This window comes from Picosynechococcus sp. PCC 73109 (assembly GCF_001521855.1).
Taxonomy (GTDB): domain Bacteria; phylum Cyanobacteriota; class Cyanobacteriia; order Cyanobacteriales; family MRBY01; genus MRBY01.
Window position 1 is genome coordinate 1 of record NZ_CP014002.1, and the last position, 26,990, is coordinate 26,990.

Here is a 26,990-nt window from a genome sequence, read left to right on the forward strand (position 1 = left end):
ATGCCCAAAACAGTCTCAATTGTCAGCAGGAAAGGAGGAGTAGGGAAAAGTACCCTTTGTTCCAATCTTGCTGTAATTGCTGGAGATGCAACAATCCTTGATTGTGACGATCAGGCTTCCCTGGCTGATTGGGGCGATCGCCGCAAACAAGATACTCCTCCAGTGATTGCGATACCAGCGAGACGAGCAGTTGCTACGATTAAGCAAACAAACACTGATTGGAATTTTATTGATACTCCGGGTACTCTCGATGCCAATATTATCGAAGTGATCCAAGCCTCTGATTTTGCCCTAGTCGTTTTGCGCTATGGACAATTTGAGCTTGATTCTGTATCGACAACCCTATCGGCTGTGAAACTCACTCAAAAACCAGCAGCAGTTGTTCTCAATCTTCTTCATCCCAACAGTAACGCCCAAGATCTAATCAAGAATCTCCAAGAAGCGGACTTGGGATTTCCAATTGTTCCTACAGCAATTTGTTCTAGAGCAGACTTTCAAACCGCTGCTACCCAAGGCATTGGCGTTACTGAACTTGCCCCTGAAGGAAAAGCAGCACAAGAAATTACTCAAGTATGGAATTGGCTTAAAACAGAGATTTAATTTAGTTATGTCCAAACGTTCTCCCCTAGATCTTAGTAAGGCAATCAAACGGTCAGCGACCCCTGATGCAGCCCGTACTCTTCTCACAGAACAGAATCAAAACAAACAATTTGTTCCTTTAGAACAAATATCAGATCGCATCGGGTCAGATACAAGAGTGATTAACGAAAAACACGCCCAAGAGTTAGCAGAAAGCATCGCTGTTATTGGTTTGATTGCGCCACTGACAGTAGACCGCCATTATCGACTTTTAGCTGGGGGGCATCGTAGAGTTGCCTTGCAATTCATTAGGCAAGCATGGCCTGATAGATTCGCCGAGTTATTTAAAAATGGCGTTCCTGTTTATGTCATTGATATTGATGCCACAACTGATGTTGTTGATGCGCTGCAAATTGAAGTAGAAGAAAATACGCAACGGAAAAATTACACAACAGAGGAAATTCGAGAAGCTGCCCGAAAGTTAGAAGAAGCTGGATATGAACGGCTTCGGGGCAGACCAGCGGATGGGCAAAAGTCTTTGAATAGGGAGCTGATGTCTGTTTTTCGTCTGAGTCGCCGTCGCATTACAGAAATCTTAAATGAACCCTCAGAAAAAAGTGAGCACCCATGCGCACTTTCTAAAGACCTTAAACAGTATGAGACCTTCCTTCGACAATCTGAGAAATTCCATAGGAAGATCATGGAGCGAACTATGGAGGATACTCAAGCTCCAGAACTACAGAAAATTCGGCGTGATCTAGGCAGAATAATCAAAAATTTGGAGACATTGATTGATAAGAGAGTTAAAGAGAACTTAAGTGATAATGAGTTTTAGGCGATCGCCACCTTTTTAGACCAACTTGAGGAGAATCCAAATCTAATTGAACAGGCTTTAGCTCGGCAGGAAAATCGAGGTTAGGATGAACTCAGGGCACATGACTCTGGTTTCCTGGGAGATCGCCTTATTCTATCTCTCCCTAAAATTGCTGTAATAAAGTTAGCCATGGTACAAATCTCCTTTTTTTTTGAAAGTAACGCTGAAGGTGGATACATCAACGCATTGTCTGAAAGTACATTAGTATCTGGCCCCATCGTTTCGCAAAATGCTGGCAGTACAAACTACGGCATCTACTATCAAGTCGGTGGTGGAGGGCTGAATGGTGCCTTTGCAAAAGGGCTGAGAAGTCAAATCTCGACAGTCAACGAAGAACTTAGGTTGGCCTATGATGCAAAGTTCGGTGACGGTTGTTGGGCAAAACACTCTAACAATCCACCATCTCCCCCAGTTCTGACATCTTTATTGGTATCAGTCCAGCCTTCTGAAGAAGTGAAAAAAGAGTGTATCGGTATGATGTATTCCGTGGGGCCAAGGCTAACCGCAGCAGGTTTGACATCCAATGAATACGCTTGTTATACCCAAATCTATAGGGACGCGATGAATGAGATTACCCAGAGTGATAAAAAAATCAGTGGCTTCCGTATCACGATGCTCTCATCAGGGATTTACCGTGGCGGCGCACCGATAGCACCCTTTGCTGATGCTGCTGCTAGTTCAATTATTGATGCGATATGTGAAGCCGTTGCCAATCACCCCAGGAGGTTAGAGGACTTAGCCATTCTAATCAATACAAACACTAAGACTGAGTTTCCCAAGGAGGTGAAAGGGTTTAGTAACGCGGCAAAAGCTAGAGGTGCAGATTTCTTCTCGGAAAAAGGGAAGAACGGATTTTTAATAACGCTTTAGTCAGGGGCGATCGCCTACTCATTTGGCGAATCGAAAAAATTTCAGACTATAGGGCATTAGTCACACCTTCTTAGCGTGCAATTTTTTCCGTTTTATGGCGTGACCCCATATGGGTTATTCGACCTTGATATGGATCAAAGGTTAGATCTAGCCGCTGCTTGACTTTGTAAATCCCCGCCATGAATGGTGGGGATTTAGCATGAAAATTTTTCTGAAACGACTATGCAGAAAGAATTACAGAGGTCGCGTGGCACTTCGTTGCAGCTTCGCTACCTTTAGGTCTACTTGGGTCAGAGTTTCACCCCATACAACTTTTGTCCTGTACTTAGACTTTATTTTATTTCAAACCCACTTCGTGGAGGGCATAAGCGCTAAGTAGTGCTTTAAGAACATCAAAACTAATACCAAGTCCTTTATCTTTGATAATTTTGAGAGCACTATTCCAGACTTTAGGACTTCGGCTTGCATCAAGAAATTCATGCCCTTCCCAAGTTAAGCATTGAATAAAATATATAGGAGGTGAGCCAATTGTTTGCACTGGTTTATTACCTGCAAGTTCAATTAATCCTGCTTCATGGGCTAGCTTCACATGATATGCAACTTCATTGTCGTCATATCCTTCAAGATTTAGATTTGAGTAATGCAGATATTGGTTAATAGTATTATTCGCTTCTAAAGCAAGTAAGATTTTCTTGATTAATTCCATATCTCTTTTCATATTCTATCCCTCAAAATCACGACCCATACGGTACTTAATATCATAATTAATAATAAAGTCTAGCTCTTCATTGGTGAAACCATAGTATTGAGCAAGAATTTTATCAATTTCATCAAGGATAGATTTACATTTTGAATATTCAAATGTTTGAATATAAAGTCCACTCTTAACCATTTTCTTTGAAGAAGATTTTAAGATTTTTAAATATTCTTTTCCAAATTCAAGCAACGACAATTTAAGTTGAGTAGATAAGTTATTCGGATTAAAAGGGAAAGCTAATAAATCTCTTTTATTAAGATTACGGCAATCCGATAATATATTCCAAAACCAGAAAAATGTTGAAGAGCTTAAGGCAGCAATAGTAATAATTACTGATTCTGATGAATTAAAATCTAAAATTTTGAGTTCAGAGGGTAGTTTACGTATATTTGTTTCAATTTCAATAATTTCTGGCACAAAATTGAGGAATGATAAAAAATATCCGAATTTACGAGTGTAATATAGATGATTTTCTGATTGTGTAATTACTTTTCCTAATTGTTCTTTTTTAGCAAGCATTTTTTGAAAAATAGCGATCTCCACAAAGTTTCCTATTTTTTCTAAAGAAGCAGGAAAAACGTTAAAGTATTTTTCTAAAGAAATATAATGAATACGGCTAAAAAATAATTCTTCGCGTTCATCACAATTCCATCTCAAGTATGATGTACTAAAAGTTTTGTGGTGATTATTTTTTTCAAGACATCCAAGAAGTATAGTTAACCTTTTTTGTGCCCCATTAAATAATTGTGATGGACGATTTGCAAAACAAGAAACCCAAAATTCTTTTAATGAATCTAATGATAATGATTGCAATTCACTAAATCCATCTGTTCCAAACATCGAGATTGGAATGATTAGCCCTACACGTCTATTTTTATTTAAAATTTTATAGCTTTGTTCAACTGTATAAGAATAAAGATCCCTACAATTTAACGTTTGGAAATTTTTTAGAGTATATGTTTTAACATCTTTTAGTTCAACATAGGGAGGATTGCCAATAATGACATCAAAACCACCTTTATTGATAATTCCATAAAATTCAACAAACCAATGAAAAGGCTGATAGCTTTCCTTCCATTGTTGAAAAGCACTCGCTTTCTTAGATAAATCTCGTTCATACTCCTCAGCTAAATACCGATCTAACTCAACCCGTAATTCTGCTAGCGACTGCTTTAACTGAGATTTCGCAGAAGCCAACTCCTTGCCATCTATATCAATTTGAGTCTGCAATGATTTAAACCGCTTAAACTCCATATCAACGGCAACGGCTCCCTGTTCAATTCGCTTTAGAAAACCATCATCAAACAACAATTTAGTTTGCCCATTCGAGTCGCGAAATGCCGATTCATAGACCTCATTCCGCGACGTAAACCCAACCAACGTATTTCCCGCACGAATATTAAAATCAATATCCGGTAAAGGCTCCAAACCTAAATTTTTAGACTTTTGATTAGGTTCAACCTGTGCCACAAGTTTCAGGAATAACCGTAACTTACAAATCTCCGTCGCCTCCTCCATAATGTCCACACCATAGAGGTTATTAAGCATGATAGATTTCAGCACAAAATACTGTTTATTCGGGTGTTTCTCCACCTCAGCAAGAATTTCCCGAAATTCAACATATCTAGGCTTATGATCTGTCCCTCGAATCCGACGATCATCCTCCTCTACAAAGCCCCGCATCCGACCCAAACAACCAGAATAAAGCGGTTCCAGAATTTCCAAAGCGGCAAATAAAAATGCCCCAGAACCACAGGTTGGATCAAGTACAGACACAGAAGCGACCGCCCGATAAAAAGCCAAGAGAAAATCAGACCCCTCACAACCTGTAATCACATCCTGAGCAAACTGACGAATATTAAGGTTATAGGTAATCAGATCATTAATGCTGGTGATCTCCCCAGACCGTAATTTTTCACGAATTTCCAAACAACGCTGACGACGGGCGACATGTTCCCGCCAAATTTCAGTCGGTAAAGCAAACTCTTCCGATGCCGACTTATTCCAATCCTGCCGCTGGGAAACATCATCAATACCTGCCGCAATATTCGCTGGCAACTCAAGATCTACACCCTTTAGCACAGCATCATAAATATAGCGATCAGGATTTTCCTGCAACAAAGACCAAATTTCACCATTGGGGTCAAAAGCAATCATTCCTTTTTTCTTCGCCGCATCAAAGAAAAAAGGAATGATTGTATTTTTGCTGATGTACTCCGTAATATCTTCCTTCGTATAATATGCTCCCATTTGCTTTTGGTTAATATACTTCTCGAAGATATAACCTAAAATATCAGGATTAATTTCATTCTGATTTTTCGCTGCACGATCATCTAAATGCCAATCCCAGTTACCAAAGAAAGTAAAAATTTCTTCAAAAGCATCATCAGAAATTTCAATATTCTTATATTTAATCTCTAACTGATGGATATCAAAAAAGCCACCATTAAGATAAGGAATTACTCCCAGTAATTCATCTAGCTCTTGATCTCGATCTGATTTACCTAAACCGTCATGGAACAGACGCAGTAGAAAATATCGATAAAACGAATAGAATTTATCATCACCAAATCTATTTTGGCATAATTTTAAACGATTTTGTAAATAATTAATATCTTCATTTAAAAATCCTTTCCGTTGAATAAAATAAACAAACATCAAACGATTTAGCATTAAAGAAGCATACCAATTTTTATCAAACTCATTATCAATACCTTCTATATGCTTTAAGAACTGCTTATGTTGTCTTTCAAATTCTTTGTAGAATTTCTTTGTTGTTTTATCTACATCAAATGCTTGTCTGACCCGCCGGTTGACCTCAACCAAAGTCAACTCATCTTCTTCTTCAAAGGCGATTGCCAGAGCTTCTAATTTCTGTAATATTCGCTCTGTTGACTGTCCCACTCGATACTCTTCAAAACGAGGTGTCAGGGGTTTACCTAGTTCCTGTCTGACCCACATCCAGACTTGGCTTGCTTGCGCCTCATCTCCAAAAATCAATAAATGAGATTTAGAAACTGTGGTCAATTCTCGATCTAGCTTGACGCGAATTCGTCTCTGGGGGATCTCATCACAAATACACTGGTAAACCGTAAACCCACGCTTTTGGGCGATCGCCTCCGCCTCAAAATAAGCCTCATCCACCTCTAGGGGAACCGTCACCGCATCGACTGTATCCCAGCCCAACTCTTCAATAAAAAGGGATTCAAAATCAAAATCCTTGAGATATTTTTCAGTACGCTTGCGGTTTAGTTTCATCAGTAGTTCCCCTAGGGTGCAATCAAATCAAGATCAGGAAAATAGGTTTGGTAACGTTGGCGATCGCGGCTCAACAACCGATAACCCACCGTCAGAGCGTGCGCTCCAATATAAAAATCTGGTAATGGCGATCGCCCTTTGCCGCCATTGCGTCGGTACTGTAAAAAAGCCTTCCCAGCAATAAAAGCTGCATCATAAGGCAGTGTTTCTCTGGTGTAGTATTTGGGCGGTAGGAGTTGGTCAAGCTTCTGGGTAGACTCAATCCCAATGGATACTTCCGCATAAATCACAGGATTAATCACAAGCCGATAGATTTCAGGCCGATCAATAAAATGGGCAAGCTGTTGATGTGACCAAGCAAACCAAGCAGAATCATCCGAAAAGACATCAATTAAGACGTTACTATCTACCAAAATCTTAATCATCCTCACCCCTTGTCAACGCCATAATCTCATCGGTGGTCATATCAAATTTCATCTGTCCGCGAACTTGCTCGATATAGGCCATCCCCTCACTGAGCGTTGTGGCACGTTCTGTACGGTAACGATCCTGTAATGTCAGCAAGAATCCACGCACCTCATCCAAAGCTTTTTCTGGTAAAGCCTCCAGCATTTCGACAATTTCCATCTGTGTTGTTGTCATCATTTTTTCCTCAATGTAGTTAAGCAGTAATTTGACGATCCTAGCCCTGAAATAAGCCCATCGAACAAATGACCCTCGCCCCCTCGAATGTACCGTCCGCTGTCACCACACAGAGGGCATCATGCTCCATGAGGTAAGTCACTTTTTGGGCCAAATCTTCATCAGAAATTCCAGCCCTCAATTCTCGGTTCAAAGAGGCGATCGCATTTTGCTTCAGGGGATAGGTGTGAATCATCTCGATAGCTTGTTCCAACTGTTCCCAAGTCTGACCTTGAGCCAATAAGGGTGTTTTTTCTTGCACTTTTTGACAGTAAAACATCAGACGGTCGTAGACTCTTGCTCTGACTCCACGCCGACTCCCCATAACACCAGACACTTTTTTGGTTTGTTCTGTAATCAACTGGGACGCTCTTTGGACTAAATGATGATGCTGGGGGTGGCGTGCTTGAGCTGGAGTCTCAATGCTGCAGCGGGCCGTCCGCAGAATACGCATCTGGGATTGGGTCACACTGTTACCATACTTATCTACCCAGGCCAAAGCATCTGTTCCCTCCGAGGTGCGCAAATAAAGCAAGACACCCTCTGGATCTAAAGTATTTGGTTCATGGCGGCGGGTCGAGAACACCACATCCGGAAGTTCTGCAATTAATCGTTTTAATTTAGGGTTCGCATCGATTGCCGTTTGCCAAATCTGTAAAGCCTCAGAAGTTAAATCGACTTCCCCTTCATCGTCATCATCATCGAGGACACCCGATTTTTCATGGTAGAGATTGAGTAGCATTGACCGCTCTTCCTCATCCTCAAAGAAAGCTTCATCTGTACCGACCACTTCTTGATTTTCCTGAAGGCGATCGCGCAACCGACCCCGCAGATTGATTAATTGTTCAACCCCCTCTGCTGGTAGGAAGGAATAACAAAAAATTTCATCAGCTTCCTGTCCAATTCGGTCTACACGACCTGCCCGCTGAATAAGCCGGATAATCGCCCAGGGCAAATCATAGTTGAGGATAATTCTGCTGTCCTGTAGGTTTTGGCCTTCACTCAGCACATCCGTGGCAATGAGAATCCGTAGCTGTTCCGCCGGTGGAATATTCTTGCCATTACTTTTCGGGCTAAACCGTTGGGCTAACAGGGTTGGATTTTGCGTATTTCCCGTTGCGAGCCCAATATGGGTGATGCCCTTAGCCCCTAAAGTCTCTGCTAAATATCGGGCGGTATCTGCAAACTGCGTAAAAATTAGAATTTTTTCATCGGGGTGTTGCTGCGTTAACAACTCCGCGAGAGCCGTCAATTTTCCATCTTGATCCGGTTCCCAACGTCCTGCAATTTTGAGAATCTGCACCAAAGCTTGGGCATCCTGGGCTAAATCCTGGGCCAACTCTGGCTGAAATAAATTAGAACGAATCCACTTAAATCGACGGGGGTATTGGGTTTTGTAAAGCTCATAGATAATGGAAGCCCGTTGTTTCAGTTCCACACTCGGCGTAAAAGCATCTTCATCAAAACTATCTTCGCTTGATTCCGTTGCTGTTTCCCAATCCTGTCCCAACAAAGAATCTTGATCTTCATCGGTAGTATCATCCAGCAATGCGGCATCCTGCGTCCCAATCGGAATCTCTAATTCATTGGCGATCGCATGAAGATAAACATAATTTCGCAGAATATGGCGCTCAATGGACTGGATAAATGCGGCTCCACTGCTTTCGAGACGTTTAAACAGATTTGTCCGGCAGAAGCCCATTAACCGCTGGCCCGCATGGGAAAGATTCGCGAGGATTTTTCGCTCCGCTTCAGTAATGTCCAAATGCTCAAACCCCGTCTCTAAACTCATCTGACCGGGGGCTTTAGTGCGGGCTTTTTTGCGGCTGCTAGGCGGTTGAATCACGTAATTACCTAGACCATATCGAGGTAAGCAAAGGCTATTGATAATGTCCACCACGCGATCGCCATACAACCGCGCATAGGGGTCTGAATCACCGACTGTATTGAATTTCACCGTACAGGGGCGACGGATAGGAAAATAAAATTTATCGCCATTAGGAAACTCCAGATAGGAACCGCGCTCATCTTGCTTGGCATAGGTGTTTTTGATAAATCCCCTCGTCCGTCGCACCATATAGCGACTCATGAGCTGCTGCCAATCTTCTGGCTCATCACTATGTTCAAATGCCATGAGTGATCGCACAGGGGCTTGGTGACGCCGCCGAAATTGCATTTCCCCCCCAAGCTCGCGAATATAAGCTTCTGGCTTAATCCCTAAATCAGCTTCTTCCCGCAAAAATAAGCGTAGTTGAGACGATAAATCTAAGTAGCCTTTGTTGTAGGGCGTTGCTGTGAGCATGATGCACCGTGCCCCACTCTGATCCATGTATTCTTTAATCGCCTGGTAACGTTTCCCCTCACGGTTACGGAGGTTATGGCTTTCATCAATCAGTACCAAGCGAAAACGAGCCGGAACCTCTGGTAAGACTTTCTCCACTTGGCTAATGGGAACTACTTTTCCACGTAGACCATACCGTTCCACGTAACTCTGCCACATCGATTCTAGATTTTTAGGGCAGATAATTAGAGTGCTTGTCCCATATTCTTCTTCATATACATGGGCGATCGCTGTGCCCACTAAGGTTTTTCCTAAACCAACCACATCACCAATAATCACCCCATTGCGTTTATCGATATGCTGCATCGCCACCCGTACAGCCTGTTCCTGAAACTCCAATAAGCCAAAATTTTGGGGAGCCTGGTAACGGCTTAAACCATCCCGTGCCTCCTGTGAGAGGTGATAAGCCATCTTGAGATAAATGTAAAAGGGCTTGAGCTGGCGACCAGCCCAACTTTCGTCAATGACCTCAATCAGGTCTTGGGAAATATCGAGAGAGAACTTATCCTCCCAGCGGTCTTGAAACCATCCCTCCAGCTTTTTTGTATCATCTCGGTCAGTAACCTCGACATTCAGCTCACCCTGACCACTCAAACCAGAAAAAGTAAGATTACTGCTACCCACATAACCAATGCGTGGCGTGATTTTATCTTCGCGATAAATCAGATAAAGTTTGGCATGGAGGAGATGACGCAAGAACAAACGTACCTCTAACTTATTGGCCTGTAACTGCGCCTGTAGACGCTTTAGAGTTGCCTCATCCCTTGCAGTGGGAACACCATAGGTCAATTGCGCCCGAAACTGTTGGGCCATAATTTTCTTTAATTTATTGGCTGTTTCATTGGAGATACGTTCTTTACGACGTTCGATCGCAAATTTTTGCTTTAACTCATCATTAGGGAGCTTTTGCATGCCAATCAACAAGCGGCAATTTTGTCCTCCTGTTACCCCAAACTGCTCGATTTCATCTTCGAGTTCATGCCAACCCCGCAGGTTGAAGTAACCCACGCAAAAATCAGAGCGGTAGCCTTCCTTCAGGCAGTGCTTAAGTTCTGGGAGTAATGGAAAGTCACAGTTATCGTAGATAGCCGACATTAATTAGACGTGGAATGGGAGCGATCGCCGACATACAAAATGTCACTTAAGACATAGTGTAATACGAATAAAACTTTAAACATTTAAACATTTATAAATTGCAATAAAGGTTAAAGTATAGGTGGCGATCGCCTTTGAGGAACACAGAATGCCTCCGAAAACACACTTCAACAAGAACAAACGACCTATTGGGAAAAGTGCTAGTCCTGATTTCACCAGAACAACTCTCTATCTCAGTAACGAGCTACATCACCAAATCAAACTTTACGCTGTCAGTCAAAAAGAAGATATGTCCGATTTGGTAGAGCGAGTAATGACTGATTACTTCACAAAGCAGAATTCATAAATAGACGGCGATTACATACATCATCCAAGATTCTTAATAATTTCAAAATTTCAATGAAAGCACAAGCAACACAGTTACTAAAATTTCTGCAAACCTCACTGCAATTAAATATCCCCATCTATCAACGTACTTATTCATGGGAAATCAAAGAATGTCAACAGTTGTGGGATGACATTATTAGAGCAGGAAAAAGTGACAAAATAGAAGTACACTTTATAGGTTCAGTTGTTTATATAATGTCGAATGAAAGTGCAACTTCTCCCCTATTGATCATTGATGGTCAACAACGACTGACAACTATTTCTATTTTATTAGAAGCTTTAGCAAGAGAATTGGAAAATTATTCCGAAGAAAAAATACCAAAGGGATTTTCTTCTTCTCAAATTCGTGGCAAATATCTCACGAATCCTTATCCTGATGATCCTTCTGAAAAATATAAGCTAATATTAACTCAAACAGATAAAGATACATGGCTATCGTTGCTGAAGAATCAGGATTTTCCACATAACAAATCTCTTAAAATTTCCACTAACTTTGATTTTTTTACTCAAAAGATTAGGGGAATTAATAATAATCTTTACCAGTTGTGCAAGGGTCTGAAAAAATTAATGGTTGTTGACATTGCCTTAGACCGAAAATCTGATAATCCTCAACTCATATTTGAAAGCATGAACTCAACAGGGCGAGAGTTGAGCCAAGCTGATTTAATACGTAATTTTATCCTTATGGGACTCGAACCGGAACAGCAAACGAGTCTCTATGAAAATTATTGGCGTAGAATGGAGTTGGAATTTGGTCAAGAAGCTTATAGTAGCTACTTTGACAGCTTCATGCGATATTATTTAACAGTAAAGTTAGGCGAATTGCCTAAGAAAACGGATGTGTATGTCACATTCAAAAAACTTATAAATTCAAAGATTATAGATTCCAATATCATAAATAAAACCGTCGAAGATTTATATCGATTCTCAAAATATTATTGTGCCATTGCTCTTGGGAGAGAAACAGACAAAGACTTGAAAAGTGCTTTCAGAGATTTAAGAGAATTAAAAGTCGATGTATGTTACCCACTACTCCTCGAATTGTACGCTGATTATCAGAATAAAATTCTTTCTAAAAATGAATTGCTAGAAGCTACGAGGCTCATTGAAAGTTATGTTTTTCGTAGAGCTATTTGTTCAATTCCCACAAACTCATTGAATAAAACATTTGCCAATTTTCACAAGTTTCTCAAAAAAGATCGATATCTTGAAAGCATTAAAGCCCGATTTTTAACATTGCCATCTTACAGAAGATTTCCTAATAATGAAGAATTTAAAAGAGAGTTAAAAATTCGTGATTTATATAACTTTCGCAATCGTTCCTATTGGCTACGTCGTTTAGAAAACCACAACAAAAAAGAATTAGTTGTTGTAGATGAATACACAATCGAGCATATCATGCCACAGAATAAAAAATTATCTGACGAGTGGCAGAAAGCTCTTGGCGAAAATTGGCAAGCAATTCAAGCGAAATGGTTACATACATTGGGAAACCTAACACTTACAGCTTATAACTCAGAATATAGTGATCGTCCATTTCCAGAAAAAAGAGAATTAACAATAGAAGTTGATGGTGGAACAGCAAAAGAAATTGGATTTAAATATAGTCCTTTATCACTAAATCAGGGATTAGGTCAAATTAAAGAATGGACTGAAGAAGAAATTATCAAAAGAGCTGAAACACTATCCAATAAAGCACTTGTAGTTTGGTCTTCTCCTAAACTTGGTCAGGATATTTTAGATGTTTATCAACAAAAGGATCAGAGTAATGACAATTATTCCATTGATGATCATCCGCACTTACTTTCCGGTAATATTAAAAAACTATTTCAAGAATTCAGAAATCAAGTTTTAGCTCTCGACCCTTGCATTGCAGAAGAGTTTTTAAAGCTTTATGTGGCTTATAAAGCAGAAACTAACTTTGTTGATGTCGTACCTCAAGCCAAACGATTAAGATTATCCCTTAATATGAAATTTCCTGAAATCAGTGATCCTAAAGGCTTATGCAAAGATGTAACTAATTTAGGTCGTTGGGGAAATGGTGATGTCGAAGTTGGTTTAGAAAATTTAGAGCAACTTCCCTATGTCATTGGTCTAGTACGGCAATCTTTTGAAAAGCAAATGAGTAGCAGTGATGATGAAATCTAATAACGTTCCACAAAGCATATTTCTCGGCGATCGCCCCCCTGAAAAGCTTATGGAGCAATGATCCCCAACGATAGAATTAATTTAAGAGTAGACAAAAAATAGCTTAAGCTTACGATAATTTGTAGCTATTGCCAGTAAAACTCTTATGTAGCAATAGTTTCAGCGATTTCAGCAAGCTTACGATAATACGTGTTAAAGCACTCTCACCAAATTTCATCACACACAATCAGACTTCGTTTATTTACAAGTAAAAACAGTGGTAAGCGCCAACTCAATCAAGTAGTTATCTTCTCTCTTTAAAATTAGGTCACACGAAAGAAGAATTAGGTAATCATCATGCCAGCTTAACACGGCGCAACAGCACAGCATTAACCGCCACAATTACAGTAGAAAGACTCATCAGTAAGGCTCCCACTGCAGGGGAGAGCACAATTCCCCATTTCGAAAATATCCCCGCTGCTAAGGGGATTGTGACAATATTGTACCCTGTGGCCCAAAATAAATTTTGCAGCATCTTGCTGTAGGTCTTTTTGGCTAGCACTAGAGCTTTCACCGCATCCAAGGGATCATCTTCCACTAATACCAAGTCAGCAGATTCGATTGCCACATTAGTACCTGCTCCAATCGCCAGCCCCATGTTGGCTTCCAGGAGTGCAGCTGCATCATTGATTCCATCTCCGACAAACGCAGTAGGGGCATCTTTTTTGAGGTCTTTAATACGCTTAACCTTGTCTTCTGGTAAAACACGGGCATAATAACGATCAATATTTAAATCCTCAGCGACAGCCCGGGCAACAGCCTCTGCATCACCAGTAATCATCACTGTCTGAATACCCATTTGATAGAGACGATCAATAGCTTTACGAGCGCTTTCCCTTACTTGGTCAGCCATGGAGATTACGGCAATAACGCGATCATCAGTCATCAAAACAACAGCACTTTCGCCACGATTATCCGCCTTATCTAGAGCTTGTTGTAACGAATCAGGAAAAGATAAGTTGCTTTCTTTTACCCATTCAGGACGCCCCACTCGATAGGTTTGACCGTCAATTGTGCCTTCTACGCCCTGTCCAGTAATCGTTTGAAAATTTTGCATCTGTGGAAAATCCAATTGATCAGCTTTAGCTGCACCGACAATCGCCTGCGCCAGGGGGTGCTCAGATGGATTTTCTAAGGCGGCGGCGATCGCCAATGCCTGATCATTTTCCATGCCATCTGTCGTAATCGCTTGAACCCCAAATTGGCCTTGGGTCAATGTTCCTGTCTTATCAAAAGCGACAATTTTAATATCCTTTGCTCGTTCTAAAGAGTCTCGATTGCGGACTAAAATGCCATTGCGGGCAGCCAACCCCGTGGAATTGGCAATCACCAAAGGGATCGCTAACCCTAGGGCATGGGGACAAGTAATCACTAGGACTGTGACCGCTCGATTGATAGAAAAAATGAGATCAGTGAGACTGAGCCAGACAATAAACGTGAGGGTACCAGCGGCGATCGCGATGATTGTCAACCAGTAGGCAACTTGATCGGCTAATACTTGGTAGCGGCTTCGGGACGATTGAGCTTCTTCCACCAGTCGCATAATTTGACTGATGGCGGTATCTTCTCCAATCCGCGTCACTCGCACTTGCACAGAGCCATCTGTATTCACAGAGCCAGCCACAACTTCATCACCAACTTCTTTATGAACAGGCTTTGATTCCCCCGTTAAAAATGACTCGTTAATACTGGTGTGCCCCTCAATCACTTCCCCATCATTGGGAATTTGTTCTCCTGGACGAATCAGAATCACATCTCCGGTCTGAATTTCATCTACGGGCACATCCTCAATTTGCCCATCCTGCATACGGTGAGCTTCATTAGGTACTAAAGTAGAGAGTTCTTCTAGGGCTTTACTGGCTCCCTGTACCGAAGCCATTTCGATCCAGTGGCCTAGCAGCATAATGTCAATTAATGTTGCCAGTTCCCAGTAAAAAGGCATGCCCTCTAAACCTAGGGAGACAGCCACACTGTAGATAAAAGCCACGGTGATCGCCAGAGCAATCAGCGTCATCATGCCAATCTTGCTTTTAAATTCGTGCCATGCTCCCTGGAGGAAAGGCCAACCCCCATAGAAGTAGAGTGCGATACCCAAAATTGGACTAATCCACCCAGAGCCAGGAAAGGTGATCGCTTCATAGTTCAGCCAGCCTTGAAGCTGTGGGGAAAAATATAAGATTGGTAGCGTCAAAATTAGTGAGACAAAAAAACGCTGTTTAAACATCCCTGGACTGTGGTGTCCATGGCCGCTGTGGCCACCATGGTGCCCATGTTTACTGCCTTTATGATGATTCTGATGCTTGGAATGGTGATCCTGAGAATGGGAATGATTCATTACAATTTTCGAGATAATTCTACATTGTTTTGCGTTGTCTTACCTTTTCTTTAGGGGAAAGATTAAAGCTGACTATTGGATCTATGATCATAGTATGCCTTTTAGGCCATTACAGGTCTCTCTTTAGGAGTCTTAAATTAAAAAGAGGTTTGACCATGGATACCAAAGTTTTAGCTTTTATTGCAGCTGGATTTGCTGGCGGTGTTCTTGTTTCTTTACTTGTTGGAGTTCTATTGATGGGGGGAATGATCGGGCGTGGCGGTATAATGCGAGGCTGGAGCTGGGAATGTACCAGCATTAACATCCCCCCAGTGATTTTAGCGGCAGCATCTTAATGTGATTCAAATAGATTATTAAGTAAACACTTATTCATATCAAAATCTATTAATCGTTGCTGCTACTGAGACCATAGAGAGTGGCCGGAACTGCGATAGTCATCGCAAATAGGAGTTCTCCTAAACCATCTGGGATTTGGGTATTTGGTGGGGGACTCTTTTGATTTTGCTCACCCACTTTATGATTTTTAGTGATATTTTGATGTACTTCTTGTCGTTCAAAAACATCATCTTTTTTAAGCACTGACTTAGAAGATTTTGGCTTCTTGATATGATATTTTTGCTTATGAGAATAAGCCGAATGAGGAATTGCCAGTGTAGCTAATAACATTAATAATGCTGTTCTCATATTAATCATTTAGTTCTTTCCAATTCATTAGTGAACGATTTATCGTTTTTTTAGAATAAAAGTCTTATTCCTCCCACAGCCGCCCAAGTTTCCACGTCTTCACTCTCTGCTCGACTGTAGTCCGCAGATCCAAAAAATTTGCGTGACCAGTCTATTCCCACATAAGGAGCAACATTGCGACTAATTTCGTAGCGGAGACGGGCACTCAGGCCAATATCATTCAAACCAGAACCGACGCCGAATTCCTCCACGGATTGAGCCGCAAGATTCACTTCTAGTTCTGGTTGCAGAATTAGTCGTTGGGTGAGCAGTAATTGTCGTTCTAGACTAAAACGGGCAGAAATATCCCCAGCTTCACTGATAAATAGTGCAGCATCGGTTTCTAGTTTGTAGGGCAGCAAACCCTGAAGGCCAATCACGCCTAAAAAACGATCTTTGGTGCCGTTTTCTTCCCATTCGGAGTCATAACGAAGTCCCGTTTGCAGTTCCCAAAATGGTGCGATTAGTTTGGAATAGAGCACTTGGGTTTCCTGTTCGCCGTCGCCTGTCTCCGTACCAATTTCACCTTCAGATTTAAGCCATAGCCGCTGGTAATCACCGCCACGCCAGCCGTTAACTTCCCAATTCACACTGTTTTCCCCTGATTGGCTACGGTATTCCAATTGTTCAAAGAGCAAGAGTCCATAGGTTTCATCGCCATGATATTTCGGTTCTACGCCGGGGAGGGGGGTAAATCCTGGGGGGATATCTGAATGATCAGCGCCATGATTATGTTGGGCGATCGCCGTTTCTGGTAATGGACCGTGTTCAGCGGCGGCTGGGTTCATGGGCAGCAGTCCTAAACTGAAGGCGATCGCCCCTAGGGTTTTGTTTAAAAGATAATGCTTCACGACTGTTCTCCCAGGGGACGTTCTACAACTGCGACGGTGCGCATCATACCTGCTTCCATGTGATAGAGCAGATGGCAATGGAAAGCCCAGTTTCCTGTCACATCCACATTGACTTCAACGGAACATTTTTCGGCAGGTTTGACATTGAGGACATGTTTGCGAGGTTTATAAGCCCCTGAGCCATTGTCAATTTCCATCCACATGCCATGGAGATGGATCGGGTGCTCCATCATGGTGTCATTAACAAAAGTTAGGCGTAACCGTTCGCCATAGTAGAACTGCAAAATGGGTGATTCAGAATATTTTTTGCCGTCAAAAGACCACATATATCGTTCCATGTTGCCCGTCAGATGTAGCTCTAACTCTCGCTCGGGCGATCGCCGATCAGATCCTGGTTCTAAACTACGTAGATCTGTATAGACCAAGACTTTATGGTCGGGGGTACTTTCTAAACCGATTCCCGGCTCATGGAGACGATTTTTCACCATCATCGGTACACCTGCATTACCGACCCCATGGTGATCTGGACCATGGGGCACCGCCTCACCTAAATCAGGCCCCCCATGATCCATCTGGTGCATACCATGTCCAGAATGATCCGTCGCTGGTGCTGTATCCATGTTGTGCATATCGTGGCTGGAGTGATCCATCGCTGATGACGGACTCATCTCAGGCATATTGTGCCCAGAATGGGAATGATCCTCATTGGGCATGGCATTCATCTCATGCCCAGAATGCTCCATTTGATAGTTCTTATGGTCAGTGGGTTTGGCTTGCTGTTTCGGGCCATGTCCCCCGTGGTCACCGTGGGAACCGTGATCCATGCCCATGTCTTCCATTGTGCGGAGGGGGCGAGTTCTCAGGGGAGGGATCGCCGCAACTAGGCCCACTTGAGGCGACAAAGTTCCCCTAGCATAGCCGCTACGATCCATGGTTTCTGCAAAAATGCTGTAGGGTTTATCCGCCTGGGGTTCGACGATCACATCGTAGGTTTCTGCCACTGCAATCCGAAATTCATCTACGGACACAGGTTGAACGTTTTGACCATCTGCCTGTACAACCGTCATTTTTAGCCCCGGAATCCGTACATCAAAGTAGGTCATGGCAGAGGCATTAATAAATCTCAGGCGAATTTTTTCTCCCTGTTTAAACAACGCTGTCCAGTTATCTGCTGGAGCCGTACCATTCATCAGATAGGTATAGGTCGCCCCGGTCACATCGGCGATGTCGGTGGGATCCATACGCATCTTTGCCCAGTCAGCATCTTCGCTAAAATGGGCGATCGTACGTTGTTGGTAGTTATAAAAAGTGCTGACTTTCTTGAGATTGCGGAGAATTTGCTGGGGGTCTTCCGCTGTCCAGTCCGAGAGCATGACGACGTAATCCCGGTCATAGCTAAAGGGTTCGGGTTTGAGGGGGTCGATGATTAAGGCACCAAAATGTCCCTGTTGTTCTTGTAAGCCACTGTGGCTGTGATACCAGTAGGTGCCGTTTTGGTTGACGGGAAATTCGTAGCTGAAGGTGGTTTTGGGTTTGATGCCGTTGAAGCTAATGCCCGGGACACCATCCATAGTGGCGGGCAAAATTAACCCATGCCAATGGATCGATGTTTCGCTGTCGAGTTCGTTGCTCACATTAATCTTGGCGATTTGTCCTTCTTTGAGGCGAATCACTGGGCCGGGGACTGTGCCATTGACGGTGATGGCATTGCTTTGGCGATCGCCGATTTTGATTTGCTCCTGAAAGACTCTGAGATCAATCTGATCTGGATAGCGACCTATCGGCAGGAGTTCCCCTAACATCGGTGAAGCAACCCCCGTGGCACGGGCTGATCGCTGGAGTAGGGGATGTAAACCGACGCTAACGCCAAATCCCGTCGCTAATTTTAATAGTTGTCGCCGACTGATGGCTGTATATCGTTCCTTCATCACAGATGTTGTTATCCGTAGGGGTTGATTGTGATTAATTTTTGTTTGTTAGTTAATTGGATTAAAAAAATTAAATTGTTTTTCTTTTTTGGATCATTTTCAAAAATTTCAAAAGCCACAGGACAAAACCTGTCACGACCATGAAAAGCAGGCCAAAAGCATTTAAGAATGGATAGATAAAATCAAGATTGACATTACCGAATGTGCCTCGATGCAAGTCCAGCAGCCAAATGTACTGATCAACTTTGTCGGTTAGGACAGCAACTTGAAAGAGCGAACCTGTAATCAGAGTCAGGAGGAAAGGCAGGAGAATAATAGGCACAAGAGCATAGTGAATATAGCGAATATAAGACTGATTAAAAAAACGCATGGTCTTGGGCTAGATCTCTTAAATACCAGGGGAACAACGGGGGCTATGGGGGCCTGGGTAGGGGCGAATAACCCCCACCTAATTTAGCCCGAACTAATGAATTGGGTTATCCGTTGTTTGTGGGAGGAGTTTTACGGCGACCATGTTGATGGCCAGCATGGGCGACGAGATCAGTATTGTTCAGGCTGCTAGTAGGTTCTGCCATGGTTTTATGGGAACAGTCAGGATTTGCTTCTGGAGAATGCTCCATATGTTCAGAATGGTTCATGCCTTCCATGTGTTCTGCGTGGTTCATTTCTTCCATGGACTCCATCTGTTCAGCATGGTGCATATTTTCCATCTGCTCGTCATGGGTCATATGTTCCATATGTTCCATGGGTGTAGCGGGGTTCATGTTGTCATGGGTCGGCTGGGCGATCGCCGCTGGTGTGATTGTGGGGAGAACAGCCAGGGAAGTTAAGAGAGCAAAGATATATTGACGCATGAAATCTCGATTAAATTTGTGATGATGGTCTTGATGGTAGTGGGCAAAAATGAAATGGCAATGAAATTTTGTAGAAACGAGGGCAATGAGAATTTTATTGGTAGAAGATGAGCCAGATTTAGGGGCAATTATTGAGCGCACCCTGACGCGGGAAAAATATATTGTGGATTGGGCGAGGGATGGCGAGGCGGCATGGGATTATCTGCAAAGTCCTTGGGCGCAATATACGGTATTGGTGGTGGATTGGCTCCTGCCGAAGTTGTCGGGGTTAGCGCTCTGTCAGCGGTTGCGGGAGACAAACTATACATTGCCGGTGTTGATGTTGACGGCAAAGGATCGGGTAGAAGATCGCGTGCAGGGTCTGGATGCTGGGGCGGATGATTATTTAGTAAAGCCTTTTAGTAATGCGGAATTGTTGGCGCGACTGAGGGCCTTACAACGGCGATCGCCCCACCTCCAATCACGGCGCTTAACCTTGGGGCCCCTCACCTTGGACTATGACAGTTTTACGATTAGGGCTGACAACGGTACAACAGCCACGCTGACGGCAAAGGAATTTCAATTGTTAGAATTTTTGATGCAACACCCCCAACAAATTTTGAGCCGGGATCAAATCTTGTATCAAGTGTGGTCGATGGATGCTGACCTAAAAAGCAATGTGGTATCAGCACAGATGCGTTTGTTGCGGCGTAAATTGATAGCCTGTGGGGCGGAAGATTTGATCGAAACGGTACATGGCTTGGGCTATCGCTTGGCTCTGGGAAAGGTGGTCAATGAATCATAACCCGGCTTTTTTACGGACTAGACAACGACTAGCGGGGTTGTATGCTGGGACGACGGGGCTGATTTTATTGGTCTTTGGGCTGGGGTTCTATCGGGCGATCGCCCATGACCAGTGGCAATCTCTGAACCGGAAATTAGTGACCATTGCCGGAACCCTCCATGATGGCATTGAACCCGCTTTAGCAGAGGTGGGCCAAGTAGAGCCTGTGGTGGAACATTTTTTACCCGGTGTGGTGTGTGTCGCGGATAAGTCATGTGAAACAGCAATCGCTGGTGGGCAACGTCACATGGTTGGTATCGTACAACAAGAAAATTATTATGTGCGTTTCATTGATCAGACAGGCAAACTGTTGGCAACTGTGGGTCAGGTGCCAGATTACGAACAAAATGCTTATTCTCCCTCGTCAGAACAACCTCAAACTCGCATAGATACTGGCGGAATTGCCTATCGCGAAATTACACTATTCCTTAAAACCAATGATCAGCAACCCTGGGGTTATATCCAAGTGGGGCGATCGCTCACAGAATATGAAATAGTGCTCCACCACCTCCGCTGGCAATTGCTGCTGGGATTGCCCACCGTCATGGTTTTAGTCCTTGCCGCCAGTTGGTGGCTATCTGATCTAGCGATGGCACCCGCCTACCGAGGCTATCTACAAATTCAACAATTTACCGCCGATGCTGCCCATGAACTCCGCACTCCGCTGACGGTGATTCGTTCCACCATTGACTTTACCCTTGGGGAACCCCAGCTCACGGAGTCAGACAGCCGTCAAACCCTAAAAATTATCGAGCGTCAAAATAATCGCCTTGCCCATTTAGTACAGGACTTACTATTGTTGTCGCGCCTGGATTTGGAGCCAATACCCCTCCCACAGTCTTGTTCTTTGGCGACCATCGCCACAGACTTGATCGAAGAATTCTCCGCAATGGCGATCGCCGCTCACCTCACCCTCATCGCCAAGATCCCTCCAGATGATCCTTTTGACAGCCTCGGCAATGAAGAACAGTTATATCGGCTCCTCGCCAATTTGATCGCCAATGCCATTCAGTACACCCCTGCTGGCGGCACAATCACCCTCACCCTAAAACGTCAAAGCCGAGAAATTTTAGTAGAGGTCGCCGATACAGGGGTTGGGATTCCCCTTGCTGACCAGAAATATATTTTTGATCGTTTCTACCGCGTGCATGCAGACCGTGCCATCCATACCGGAGGTACGGGTTTAGGGCTGGCCATTGCCCAGGCGATCGCCCGCGCTCACCAAGGCAATATCCACCTCATCAGTCGCCCTAACCAAGGTAGTACATTTACTCTTCACTTACCTTTACCTCGCAGGAAAACCATTCTAGAAAATCACAATACTTAGTTGGGCCTAAGCTATCTACTGTCCTTTGCGAGATTATCCGTCAAGCACCACAGGCGATCGCCAACCGAATGGGAACATTACCAAAGCGACTCATTGGCCACCCAAAAAAGACAATGTCACATTCTCGTCACACCTATTTACGATCAGATACCTGCGTTAAGGGAACCATTTCAATCAAAGGACAAATATCTTCCGGCTGTGGATGAATCTGATCACTGCTCCAACGGTCGCGATAAGCCTCTAGCTCAGTTTTAAAAAGGATCATTTCTTGAATTTTTACCTCAAGCTGCTGAATCTTTTCTTGCAATAGGTGCTGGACAAAATCACAAGGCAGATCACCACGGCGATGCACCGTGAGAATCTCTCGAATATCTCCTAGGGACAAACCAAGAGATTGGGCTTTTTTAATGAATCGCACCTGCTGCACAATGTCTGGTGAGTAGTAACGGTAGCCATTATCACCCCGCTCCGAATTGATCAGTCCTTGATCTTCGTAATAGCGTAATGCTCCTACAGCTACTTTTGTTTGTTTCGCCACATCGCCAATTTTCAAGCCAGTAATAACCGCCATAGAAAATTCCTTTTATTTTCTTCCATCTTAAACCTTGCACTTAACTAGAGAGTAAAGCAAAAAGATTTTTTCAAAAAAAGCTATTGATCCTCTTGACTCTACAGCTCACTACAGGGTTTAGGGTTAATGCATGGAACTAACAACTACCTTTTCTATTGAAGGAGACAAACCCATGTCTACAATCACAAAAACTATGACAAGCCCTCACGGCAACGTAAGTATTGAGCCAAAAGCCGTCAGACTATATCGCATGTCAACTTCTGAACATGAATGTCCTTGGGGATTGAGGGCAATTAATCTTCTTAACGAACATGGCATTGATTTTGAAGATGTACGCTTAACTTCACCAGAAGAAGTTGCTGCTTTTAAGACAAAGCATGATGTACCTACAACGCCACAAATCTTTTTTGGTGACTATCGCATTGGTGGGTATAGCGATTTAGCTGATTATTTTGATATTGAACCTGAAAAACCAGATTATTCCTATACACCTGTGGCGGCTTTATTCTCCACTGCTGGTTTGATTGCTGCGGCGACATCGATCGGTGTTTCTGGTTTTATGGGTGTTTCTTTATCGATGTTGGCTTCCTTGAAGTTGATGGATATTAATTCCTTTTCGGAAAGCTTTGCGAAATACGATCTCGTGACTCAAAAGTTTAAACCCTATGGCAAGGTCTATCCTTTTGCGGAATTGTTGGTCGGTCTGGGCTTTCTTTCAGGGATCGCTCCTTTGGCAACCGGTATCGGCTCTTTGGCAATTGGTGTGAGTGGTGCGGTATCGGTTTTCAAGGCAGTTTATATTGATAAAATTGCGTTGAATTGTGCTTGCATTGGTGGGAATTCTAAAGCTCCGTTAGGTGTTATCAGTTTCACTGAAAATGCCATCATGGTGCTCATGGGAGCGACTCTCATTTTCTCAACCGTAAGTGCTCGTCCAGTGGAAACACAATCGACTCTCTTCTTTCGAGAAGCGGCGATCGCCCAAGTTGAAGCAATGAAAAATAAGTAGACTGCCCCAAAATAGTGCACAAGTCGCTTCTATTTTGATGAAATCCTTCTTCCAGAAGCGACTTTCTCCCGACGAGAAACCTTTTAATCATGAAGATTTATGATGTCTCAGGAGTATAGGGATATAAATCTAGTTTTTGTAGTTTTTTTAGCACAGTAAAAATCATAAATTAAAGGCATTAATCCACTCAGAGCCAGCATAATTGTCGAACCACAGAGCAATTTTCCTGATAGTTTTAACGTTGTAGGCACGAATTAAACCCTCGATGACAGTTCTTGACCCATGGCAAAGCTCAATGGGTGCTTTTTGGATTCTTTCTATGAATGGAGGTAGTGGTTTAGGCTCAGGCTCAAGATCACTATAACTAATATCCTGTAGTGAATTGAATGGCTGCACACACCCCTGATTATTATTGTTTTCAAAAGGTGTGTGCAAACTATAAATCTCCTGTATCCACGGGGTTTCGGAGTTCATCTGTAATTCACCATACCGCTCAATATTTCGGGGTAATCGAGCAATTAAATCCGCTTTGGTGAGAGCTAAGTTGTCTCCATCAAGACAATAGACTCGTATTCGGCGATTGTTCATCGTAATTTGCTTTGATTCAGTCCGTAAGCCAAAAATTCTGAGCAGTGCTCCAAAGTAGGCTGATGAGGTGGCATTTTTCCCGCAGGTCAGCCTAACTCCCATCAAAGCTAGTTCATCACGCTGACTCGCCAGAATCTGCGCGGCTTCTCTAACGATGGGGTGATTGGCATGCCACTCCTGGCCTGATAAAACGTGGTCAAGGATTTTGCCAATGCCGATATTTTCGAGGGCTTGAACCCTGAGGCTATGGTGGGAAATATCTTGCTGACAGACTCCACCCTTTTGTTTGTGGATGCTGGCTTGGTCGAGGGCCTGAGCAATTTGAGGGAAAGCTTGCATTTCTAGCTTTTCTAATTCCTTTCGCCGCCGCCCCTTCCGGTCTTTAAGGACATCATCAGCAGTGACTGTTTCGGGTTCAGATACACGCCAATCAGCCAGGTCAAATTTATAGAGCGATCGCCGTTCCACTTCTGTCAGTTCATCTTCCCTGTCTCGGTATTGTTTAGCCTGTTCTCGGGTGAGGTTATTGGCTTGGGCTGTGAGGGTTGCATCATGCTTTTTAAACTCGCTACGGATAGCAGCGACCCCGGCTATGATGTCTTTGACCTCATCCGCTGGAAGCTGACACAGTTCATAGTTGACGGTCTTTGTATCCCGTTCCAGTCGAGCCAGCAGGTCTGCCCGGAGGTGAGCCAGTGACCAATTCTTTTCCGCCTGGTAGTGGAAGTAGGGATCACCTGGATCAATCCAGCGCCACTCATCATCAAGACGACTTGCTTTCGCTTTAGCCAGTCGAGCTTTAAAACAAGCGTCTGGGGTGAGCTGATTATATTGATGGTTGGTTTCCTCTACCCAAATATAGCGAGGAACATTAAGGCGATAGCGGTCGAGAAACTGCATCAAATCAGCCGCAGTGAGGTTATCAGCCCAGCCATAGAGCAGTACCGCATCAAAAGCATCGGCAGTGATGGAAAAACCAGTACCAAGGATCGGGGAAACGGCTAATAGTCCCGGGCGGTTTTGTCGTAACCATTGGTTAGGATTACTCAGAAAATCTTTGTACCCATGGGCATTGTCAGCATGGATGGCCATGGCACCGCAGGCATGGGCGAGAAGTTTTGCATCAGATTTACGGCTACAGAGAACCAAGACTCGCTGGCCTTCATCCTGTAACTGGTAGAACTTCTGCCACCATTGGGCTTCATGTTCAAAGACTGTATCAATTCGTTGTTTTTTGACATGTTCGACCTTAACGACAAAAGGCTTGCGGCCTGTATGTTTCTCAAAGAGTTTCACCTCAAAATCAGTGAGGTCAGCACTGACGCAGAGGGTCTCCTTAGCGCGGATAGTATCTTGCCAAAAATTTTGGATATTGGTTTGCCGTTGACCATCCCTGCCATGGGTGGCGGACATCAACAGGTTTTTAAGCTGTTGGTCAAACTCATCAATAAAGCAACCCGCACCCCGGTCTAGAAGATTATTGATCGGACGGGTTAGGCTAAGGCGAGATTCAGAACAGTAGGCGAGGTGGTCGGTGAACTGGCCATGGCCATCAAACAATTGACCATTGTGAATAGTCAGGTCAGTCCGGTAGGTAAAGCCCAATTTACCACCGCCATCAATAGCCAGAGCTTTTCGGTGGAATGGAGCAATGCCTCGGAGCCAAGCGTTAACATAGCGTCCCGCAAATTCCGTTTTGCCAAGACCTCGTGCTGCTTGGAGGAATACATCCCGAGACTGGTTGGTTAAGTCTCGCAGGGAAATATCACCCCGCTTGAGGGCTTCAAATTGTTCCTGGGAAAGTACTAAGTCAGCGGTGAGCTGGTCACTGGTTGCTAGTCTTTCCTTGGCTTTTCTTCGAGTTTCCTCAAAGGCAAAGGGTTTAAGCCAATCCCAGGGCGATCTCCTCCTGTAGCGGCCAAAGTATTCATCACAGTCGCCCTTAGTCTTATCCCGCCATTGGCCCCAATCGGCGAACTTAAGCGCGGGGATGGCCTGGGCAAGTTTACTGTAGCCCGCATAGAGGTTCTTCTTCTTAAGGTTTTGGCTGTCAGCATCAGGGAAGTGAGTGAACCGTTCTGCGCCACCATAAACTCCTAACAAACGCTGGACAGACTGCTCCCCGAAGTGACCTCCCGCAGCACCAACAAGAATGACTTGGGGGTTTTTTCGCCATTCCAGGAGGGCGCGGATTAGGGACTTTAGCGCACCTTCGCAGAATTTGAGTTCGTAGGGCTGATCCGGATTGAAGTCAGGCGATCGCCACACAAAGAGTGGATTTTCACCTGTTTCCTTGAGGTGGTTACGTCCGGCAAAAATGGCCCAGTCATATTTCCGTTGAGTACGGTCGTCTAAAGCTCGCTGGGCACCGCAGAACATTCTGGTGATGGAATCTAGCGCTGTGATGCCATAACCACCCTGACAGGCAAAGAGCCAATGGTGGGAAAGGGCAAAGTCAATCTCAGCTTGGGTTAGTCCCCGCTGTAATAAATCAGCATTCTGGGTCGGGGTGAGTTGGGCCTTATAACCCAGAATTTTCTGATGGCGTTTTGGGATGGTAGGAAGACTAGCTAGTCGTTGTGCTTCTTTCGCCTGATGTTCTGCCCTTAGACGTTGGAGTTCTGCTCTATGCTTATCTGCGTTAAAGCCTGGGCCTTGGTCGGGGGAGTAAAGACCCCAGAGGCCCTGGGAGGAATCGAGACCGTGGTAATGCCAGCCGGGAACATTCCCATCGGGCCAGACCATACAGAGGACAAGGTCTGAATTTTCTTTGGTGCGACACTTGCCGGAGGTGTCATGGCAGATGGGACAGGGGTGATGACGCTTCGTCGGAATGAATTTTCCGGCAAAATTTAAGGAATTTCTATCGTCAAAAGTTCGCTGAGGGGTTAACATACAAGTACCCCCCGCTGATTCAGTTTTAATAATTGAGCGGTAAGTCCCCAGAGATGG

21 protein-coding genes are annotated in these 26,990 nt (G+C 43.8%); 8 read left to right on the forward strand and 13 right to left on the reverse strand.

Features of this window, described 5'->3' with window-relative positions; all coding sequences use genetic code 11:
- From AWQ23_RS14670 to AWQ23_RS14680, 3 genes are all read left to right on the forward strand, one after another.
- Positions 1 to 600 (forward strand): ParA family protein, encoded by a 600-nt coding sequence (locus AWQ23_RS14670; RefSeq protein WP_062436859.1) that lies wholly within the window; start codon positions 1 to 3, stop codon positions 598 to 600.
- Positions 601 to 607: 7 nt separating this feature from the next.
- A complete protein-coding gene (locus tag AWQ23_RS14675) occupies positions 608 to 1,414 on the forward strand; it encodes a ParB/RepB/Spo0J family partition protein (protein ID WP_062436861.1) in 807 nt (268 codons plus the stop codon).
- 168 nt (positions 1,415 to 1,582) lie between these two features.
- A complete protein-coding gene (locus tag AWQ23_RS14680) occupies positions 1,583 to 2,323 on the forward strand; it encodes a hypothetical protein (protein WP_062436863.1) in 741 nt (246 codons plus the stop codon).
- Between the two features lie 337 nt (positions 2,324 to 2,660).
- On the opposite strand, the gene AWQ23_RS14685 is transcribed toward AWQ23_RS14680, so the two are convergent.
- From AWQ23_RS14685 to AWQ23_RS14705, 5 genes are read right to left on the reverse strand one after another with little or no spacing between them, the layout of a single operon-like run.
- The gene (locus AWQ23_RS14685) at positions 2,661 to 3,041 is read right to left on the reverse strand and encodes a DUF2513 domain-containing protein (protein ID WP_062436865.1); all 381 of its coding nucleotides are present in this window, start codon (positions 3,039 to 3,041) and stop codon (positions 2,661 to 2,663) included.
- A gap of 3 nt (positions 3,042 to 3,044) precedes the next feature.
- The gene (locus AWQ23_RS14690) at positions 3,045 to 6,338 is read right to left on the reverse strand and encodes an Eco57I restriction-modification methylase domain-containing protein (RefSeq protein WP_062436867.1); all 3,294 of its coding nucleotides are present in this window, start codon (positions 6,336 to 6,338) and stop codon (positions 3,045 to 3,047) included.
- An 11-nt stretch (positions 6,339 to 6,349) separates the two neighbouring features.
- Positions 6,350 to 6,763 (reverse strand): type II toxin-antitoxin system VapC family toxin, encoded by a 414-nt coding sequence (locus tag AWQ23_RS14695; protein WP_062436869.1) that lies wholly within the window; start codon positions 6,761 to 6,763, stop codon positions 6,350 to 6,352.
- Complete coding sequence (locus tag AWQ23_RS14700; RefSeq protein WP_062436871.1) at positions 6,756 to 6,983, reverse strand: hypothetical protein; 228 nt, start codon at positions 6,981 to 6,983, stop codon at positions 6,756 to 6,758. The genes AWQ23_RS14695 and AWQ23_RS14700 overlap by 8 nt, the downstream gene beginning before the upstream one ends.
- Before the next feature lie 37 nt (positions 6,984 to 7,020).
- Positions 7,021 to 10,455: a helicase-related protein gene (locus AWQ23_RS14705; protein WP_062436873.1), complete on the reverse strand. Its 3,435-nt coding sequence runs from the start codon at positions 10,453 to 10,455 to the stop codon at positions 7,021 to 7,023.
- A gap of 399 nt (positions 10,456 to 10,854) precedes the next feature.
- Between AWQ23_RS14705 and AWQ23_RS14715 the strand changes: the two genes are divergently transcribed.
- Positions 10,855 to 12,990, forward strand: coding sequence for a DUF262 domain-containing protein (locus AWQ23_RS14715; RefSeq protein ID WP_062436878.1), 2,136 nt, complete (start codon positions 10,855 to 10,857; stop codon positions 12,988 to 12,990).
- A gap of 334 nt (positions 12,991 to 13,324) precedes the next feature.
- On the opposite strand, the gene AWQ23_RS14720 is transcribed toward AWQ23_RS14715, so the two are convergent.
- On the reverse strand, positions 13,325 to 15,364 hold the full coding sequence (locus AWQ23_RS14720) for a heavy metal translocating P-type ATPase (protein ID WP_062436880.1): 2,040 nt from the start codon (positions 15,362 to 15,364) through the stop codon (positions 13,325 to 13,327).
- A 155-nt stretch (positions 15,365 to 15,519) separates the two neighbouring features.
- Here AWQ23_RS14720 and AWQ23_RS14725 point away from each other — a divergent pair, with 155 nt between their 5' ends.
- Positions 15,520 to 15,699, forward strand: coding sequence for a hypothetical protein (locus AWQ23_RS14725; RefSeq protein WP_138071109.1), 180 nt, complete (start codon positions 15,520 to 15,522; stop codon positions 15,697 to 15,699).
- Positions 15,700 to 15,748: 49 nt separating this feature from the next.
- Here AWQ23_RS14725 and AWQ23_RS14730 read toward each other — a convergent pair whose 3' ends face one another.
- From AWQ23_RS14730 to AWQ23_RS14750, 5 genes are all read right to left on the reverse strand, one after another.
- Positions 15,749 to 16,048 (reverse strand): hypothetical protein, encoded by a 300-nt coding sequence (locus AWQ23_RS14730; RefSeq protein WP_138071107.1) that lies wholly within the window; start codon positions 16,046 to 16,048, stop codon positions 15,749 to 15,751.
- Between the two features lie 50 nt (positions 16,049 to 16,098).
- Positions 16,099 to 16,938 carry a copper resistance protein B gene (locus AWQ23_RS14735; protein ID WP_062436885.1) on the reverse strand — a complete coding sequence of 280 codons (840 nt, stop codon included), beginning with the start codon at positions 16,936 to 16,938 and terminating at the stop codon, positions 16,099 to 16,101.
- A complete protein-coding gene (locus AWQ23_RS14740; RefSeq protein WP_062436887.1) occupies positions 16,935 to 18,866 on the reverse strand; it encodes a copper resistance system multicopper oxidase in 1,932 nt (643 codons plus the stop codon). The genes AWQ23_RS14735 and AWQ23_RS14740 overlap by 4 nt, the downstream gene beginning before the upstream one ends.
- 70 nt (positions 18,867 to 18,936) lie before the next feature.
- Positions 18,937 to 19,236: a hypothetical protein gene (locus AWQ23_RS14745; RefSeq protein ID WP_062436890.1), complete on the reverse strand. Its 300-nt coding sequence runs from the start codon at positions 19,234 to 19,236 to the stop codon at positions 18,937 to 18,939.
- Between the two features lie 106 nt (positions 19,237 to 19,342).
- Positions 19,343 to 19,720, reverse strand: a complete 378-nt coding sequence (locus AWQ23_RS14750; protein ID WP_062436892.1) for a hypothetical protein — start codon at positions 19,718 to 19,720, stop codon at positions 19,343 to 19,345.
- An 85-nt stretch (positions 19,721 to 19,805) separates the two neighbouring features.
- On the opposite strand from AWQ23_RS14750, the gene rppA reads away from it, so the two are divergent.
- Positions 19,806 to 20,504 (forward strand): two-component system response regulator RppA, encoded by a 699-nt coding sequence (gene rppA / locus AWQ23_RS14755; RefSeq protein ID WP_062436894.1) that lies wholly within the window; start codon positions 19,806 to 19,808, stop codon positions 20,502 to 20,504.
- The gene (gene rppB, locus AWQ23_RS14760; RefSeq protein ID WP_062436896.1) at positions 20,494 to 21,870 is read left to right on the forward strand and encodes a two-component system sensor histidine kinase RppB; all 1,377 of its coding nucleotides are present in this window, start codon (positions 20,494 to 20,496) and stop codon (positions 21,868 to 21,870) included. The genes rppA and rppB overlap by 11 nt, the downstream gene beginning before the upstream one ends.
- A 133-nt stretch (positions 21,871 to 22,003) precedes the next feature.
- Here rppB and AWQ23_RS14765 read toward each other — a convergent pair whose 3' ends face one another.
- The gene (locus tag AWQ23_RS14765) at positions 22,004 to 22,441 is read right to left on the reverse strand and encodes a heavy metal-responsive transcriptional regulator (protein ID WP_062436898.1); all 438 of its coding nucleotides are present in this window, start codon (positions 22,439 to 22,441) and stop codon (positions 22,004 to 22,006) included.
- A 193-nt stretch (positions 22,442 to 22,634) separates the two neighbouring features.
- On the opposite strand from AWQ23_RS14765, the gene AWQ23_RS14770 reads away from it, so the two are divergent.
- Positions 22,635 to 23,450 (forward strand): MauE/DoxX family redox-associated membrane protein, encoded by an 816-nt coding sequence (locus tag AWQ23_RS14770; protein ID WP_062436900.1) that lies wholly within the window; start codon positions 22,635 to 22,637, stop codon positions 23,448 to 23,450.
- Positions 23,451 to 23,612: 162 nt separating this feature from the next.
- Here the strand turns inward: AWQ23_RS14770 and AWQ23_RS14775 are convergent, their stop codons facing one another.
- Positions 23,613 to 26,933, reverse strand: a complete 3,321-nt coding sequence (locus tag AWQ23_RS14775) for a hypothetical protein (RefSeq protein WP_157072254.1) — start codon at positions 26,931 to 26,933, stop codon at positions 23,613 to 23,615.
- Positions 26,934 to 26,990 lie beyond the last annotated feature (57 nt).